We start from the raw sequence: 4,112 nt of genomic DNA, 5'->3' as shown, positions 1-4,112 counted from the left end.
ACCGAGATCCGACGGCAACTATCGTCAATACGGCGATGCGGACGCCGAGCGCCTTCAATTTATCCGCCATTGCAGATCGCTGGGGATGTCCCTCGACGACGTGCGTGTCCTGCAACGCTTCCAGGCCAATCCGGAAATGGCCTGCGACCAGATCGACGCCATGCTGGACCGTCATCTGCTCCAGACCGAAACCCAGATCGAGACGCTCCAGCGGTTGCAGAAACAATTGCAAACCCTGCGCAATGCATGCCGCGACCATCTCGACGCACGCCAATGCGGCATCCTGCAAAACCTGGAGCGGGCCGCCAGCAGCAGTGACTGCATCTGCCATGCCGAACATTCGGCGCTGGAAAAATAGCAGAGTTGTTACAATGCGCGCTTCCTTCCAATCCTCTTCACGTTAGCCCTCCATGCTCAGTTACCGCCACGCCTTCCACGCGGGCAACCATGCCGACGTCCTCAAGCACATCGTCACCATCCAGTTGATGCGCTACCTGGCGCAAAAAGATACGCCTTACATGTATATCGACACCCATGCGGGCGCGGGTGTGTATGCGCTGGATACCGGCTATGCCGCCAAGAATGCCGAATACGAAACCGGCATCGCCCGCCTCTGGAGCCGCAAGGATATGCCTGCGCCGGTGGCGGAGTATGTGCAACTGGTCAAATCGCTCAATCCGAGCGGGAAAATGCGCTACTACCCCGGATCGCCTTATTGCGCGGACAAGACCATGCGGGAACAGGATCGGCTGCGGCTGTTCGAGTTGCATCCCAGCGACAGCAGGATCCTGGAAGAAAACTTCCGCAAGCTGGAGACGCACGCCGCTGCGCAGGGCCAGCGGCCGACGGTGCGCGGCAAGCGCGTGATGGTGCAGGTGGGCGATGGCTTCACCGGGCTCAAGGCATTGTTGCCTCCGCCATCGCGTCGCGGCCTGGTCTTGATCGATCCGCCGTATGAAAACAAAATGGATTACCGCAGCGTGAAGGACACACTCGCCGACGCGCTGACACGCTTCAGCACCGGTACCTACGCGGTGTGGTATCCGGTCTTGCAGCGCATGGAATCACGGCAACTTCCGGACAAGCTCAAGCGACTGCCCGCCAACGGCTGGCTGAATGTCACCCTGTCGATCAGTACGCCGTCTCCTGACGGTTTCGGCCTGCACAGCAGCGGGATGTTCGTCATCAATCCCCCCTATACGCTCGAACCGATGCTCAAGGAAGTAATGCCCTACCTTGTATCGGTGCTTGGCGTCGACGAGGGGGCCGGTTTCACGCTCGAGAGCGGGGAGACCATGGCGGTCTTTACCGGCAAGCGGCGCGTATGAGACTGGAGTGTGCATCATTGCAATTTCCTGCAATAAGGAAACTGTCCGGATCGTTTAGTGAAATGCCATTTTGTACACAACCAAATCGATGAAATGTGATCGAACCAACAATATTCGCCGGATTATCGATTGCCGGCGGACTTCGACTGTTTGAATTGCCGTCCGAACCCGGACGGTTTAACGGCCCAACATACCGGAACATCCTTTGCTGATGGCGGAACCTGCACTCGACTCCTCGCTGCATACCCAGCGTGTCAAAGAATTCTTTCTTGCGCGACAGCCGATATTGAACCGCGACCAAAGTCTGGCCGCATACGAATTGCTGTTCCGCAGCGCTGCCGCAGGTCCGGCCAATGTTACGGATGATCTTGCCGCCACGGCGTCGGTGATTGCGCATGCATCCGAGCTGGGCATGGAGAACGTCATCGGCAGCTCGCGGGGATTTGTGAATGTCGACGCTGCCGTGCTTCTGAGTGACATCGTCCAGTTTCTTCCCAGGGACAAGATCGTGCTGGAGATCCTCGAAACCGTGAAAGTAACGCCTGCCTTGATCGGACGGGTAGCCGAGCTGGTGAAGGAGGGATATGTTTTCGCGCTCGACGACGTCATTGCAGATTCAAATGACGTCCAGCAGTTGTTGCCCCTTGTGGACATCATCAAGGTTGATATCGTCAATATGAAAGCCGCGGACCTGTCCCGGCTGGCAACGCATTTCAAGCAGGCAAACAAGAAATTGCTCGCTGAGAAGGTCGAAAACGTGGAGCAGTTCCAGCAATGCCTTGATCTTGGCTTCGATTTTTTCCAGGGCTATTACTTCGCCAAGCCGGTAGTGCTTACAGGCAAAAAGCTGTCTCCGTCGCAGCTTGCGATCATGCAGCTGATCGCCCTGATCGTCTCCGATGCGGATACGGCGGAAATCGAGCGCACCATAAAGCAGGATGCATCGCTTGGCCTGACGCTGCTGCGCCTGGTCAATACACCGGCAGCAGGCGTGACCCAGCGCATCGACTCTCTCGGACAAGCGCTGCTGGTGCTCGGGCGGCGGCAATTGCAGCGCTGGCTGCAAATACTTCTGTATGCAAATCCGGGAAAATCCGGCAGCGTCAATTCTCCCCTGCTAGTGCTTGCCACAACCCGGGGCAAAATGCTTGAGCTGATGGCGCAAACGCTGTATCCCGGCAATCGTAACAAGGCTGATACCGCGTTCACCGTCGGCATCATGTCGCTCATGGATACCTTGTTCGGCCTGCCGATGGAAAAAATCCTCCAGCAGATTTCGGTGGTGGATGAGGTGAGCGAGGCATTGTTGACGCGCACCGGACCTTACGGCGACATGCTGCAACTTGTTCAATGCATCGAGCACATCAAGGAATCGGGGCCGCAGGTGGCTGCATTGCTGCACAAGTTGAATCTGCCCGTTGAGGAATTCAATGCCCTTCAGATCGCCGCTTTCGAGTGGAGCGACAGCATTGCCGGCACCACCGGCTAGCCTTGCCAAGGTTTTCCATCTCCTATGAACAAAGCATTTGTCAAAGAATCCGAGAACGACGACGATGACCTCGAGGTCGGGATGCCGGCGATCCCGGCCGGCTCGAAAAACTACATGACGCCGGCCGGACACAAACGCATCAAGGATGAGTTGTTTCGTTTGATCGATGTCGATCGCCCGGAGGTCGTGCGTATCGTTTCCTGGGCCGCCTCCAACGGAGATCGCTCGGAGAACGGCGACTATATCTACGGCAAACGCCGCCTGCGCGAGATCGACCGGCGTATCCGTTTCCTTACCAAGCGTCTCGATATTGCCGAGGTGGTCGATCCGAGCGTGCACCATGGCAGCGACCAGATCTTTTTTGGTGCCACGGTCACCTACGAGAACCAGCAAGGCGAGGAGCATACCGTGACGATCGTCGGCATCGACGAACTCGATCCGCTCAATGGCAAGATCAGTTGGATTTCCCCTGTTGCGCGCGCATTGACCAAGGCACGCGAAGGTGATTCCGTTGTGTTGAAAACGCCTTCCGGCATGGATGAATTAACCATCCTCAGCGTCAGCTATCCCGAGCCCTGATTCCGCCATTCCCAGCGTGGCATCACCCGTTCCCGGAAGCTCGATTTTTTCATCATGTAAAATCGCGGTCACAAATCCGGCACACAATGCCGTGGCATTTGCTTCCCAACGCGATACCTCCATGCCGATAACGTATTCAAGTCTCGATCATCCCCTGCGCGTTCCCCTGGCGGCGGAAGTGCACTCCCGACCCTTCCTGCGGCTGGACGCGCCGGAATGCATCAGTCACCTGGCGGTGTACGCGCGCGACACCGCGGGGCAGCCTCTCTCGGCGGCCGACCACCACGCGACCCTCGCGGCCATATGCATGCATTTCGGCGTCTCCGCACCGGGGGTGGAGGCCAAATACTTCTTCCACGACTTCGGCCGCTTCCGCCTGAAGTGGGAATGCCATACCGAGTTCGCAACCTATACCTTTGCGGAACGTATCGATGACGGTCTGACGCTCGCCGAAGGATTTGCACGAGCGCCGCTTTTCCATATGCCCGAAGCTTGGACGCTGGCGCTGAAAGGGCAGATCATGGTGGCGGCCCACGTCCTGCTCGATCGCACGCCGGGGCCTGCGGAAGCCTTCATTCCTGCTTTGCGCCGGGTACTGGAAGGGAACCTGCTAGTCGGCAGCAGGGTGCTTCAGGGTGGCGAAATCTGGACTGATTTTCTGATCCAGTCGGACGGGTTCAGTCGCTTTGTCGTGCGCGACGTCGGACTGCAGGAAC

At 57.9% G+C, this 4,112-nt stretch carries 5 protein-coding genes; all 5 read left to right on the top strand.

Features of this window, described 5'->3' with window-relative positions:
* The coding region (locus tag V7080_RS24475) for a MerR family DNA-binding protein (protein ID WP_334190985.1) at window positions 1–358 on the top strand (358 nt) is incomplete at its 5' end.
* A gap of 52 nt (window positions 359–410) precedes the next feature.
* A complete protein-coding gene (locus V7080_RS24470; RefSeq protein WP_334190984.1) occupies window positions 411–1,328 on the top strand; it encodes a 23S rRNA (adenine(2030)-N(6))-methyltransferase RlmJ in 918 nt (305 codons plus the stop codon).
* Window positions 1,329–1,539: 211 nt separating this feature from the next.
* Complete coding sequence (locus tag V7080_RS24465; protein ID WP_334190986.1) at window positions 1,540–2,817, top strand: EAL and HDOD domain-containing protein; 1,278 nt, start codon at window positions 1,540–1,542, stop codon at window positions 2,815–2,817.
* A gap of 24 nt (window positions 2,818–2,841) precedes the next feature.
* Window positions 2,842–3,396, top strand: coding sequence for a transcription elongation factor GreB (gene greB / locus V7080_RS24460; RefSeq protein WP_334190983.1), 555 nt, complete (start codon window positions 2,842–2,844; stop codon window positions 3,394–3,396).
* A 91-nt stretch (window positions 3,397–3,487) separates the two neighbouring features.
* Window positions 3,488–4,112: DUF3422 family protein (locus V7080_RS24455; protein WP_334190982.1), on the top strand; the 625-nt coding region annotated here is incomplete at its 3' end.

It is taken from the genome of Noviherbaspirillum sp., assembly GCF_036846085.1.
Lineage (GTDB): Bacteria > Pseudomonadota > Gammaproteobacteria > Burkholderiales > Burkholderiaceae_D > Noviherbaspirillum.
The sequence above is the reverse complement of the archived record's forward strand: the minus strand, read 5'-3'. Positions and strand labels throughout refer to the sequence as shown.

Bases quoted from the DNA above. Each gene is read 5' to 3' on its own strand.
- V7080_RS24470 (WP_334190984.1), top strand. From the start codon at position 411: ATGCTCAGTTACCGCCACGCCTTCCACGCGGGCAACCATGCCGACGTC.
- V7080_RS24465 (WP_334190986.1), top strand. From the start codon at position 1,540: ATGGCGGAACCTGCACTCGACTCCTCGCTGCATACCCAGCGTGTCAAA.
- greB (WP_334190983.1), top strand. From the start codon at position 2,842: ATGAACAAAGCATTTGTCAAAGAATCCGAGAACGACGACGATGACCTC.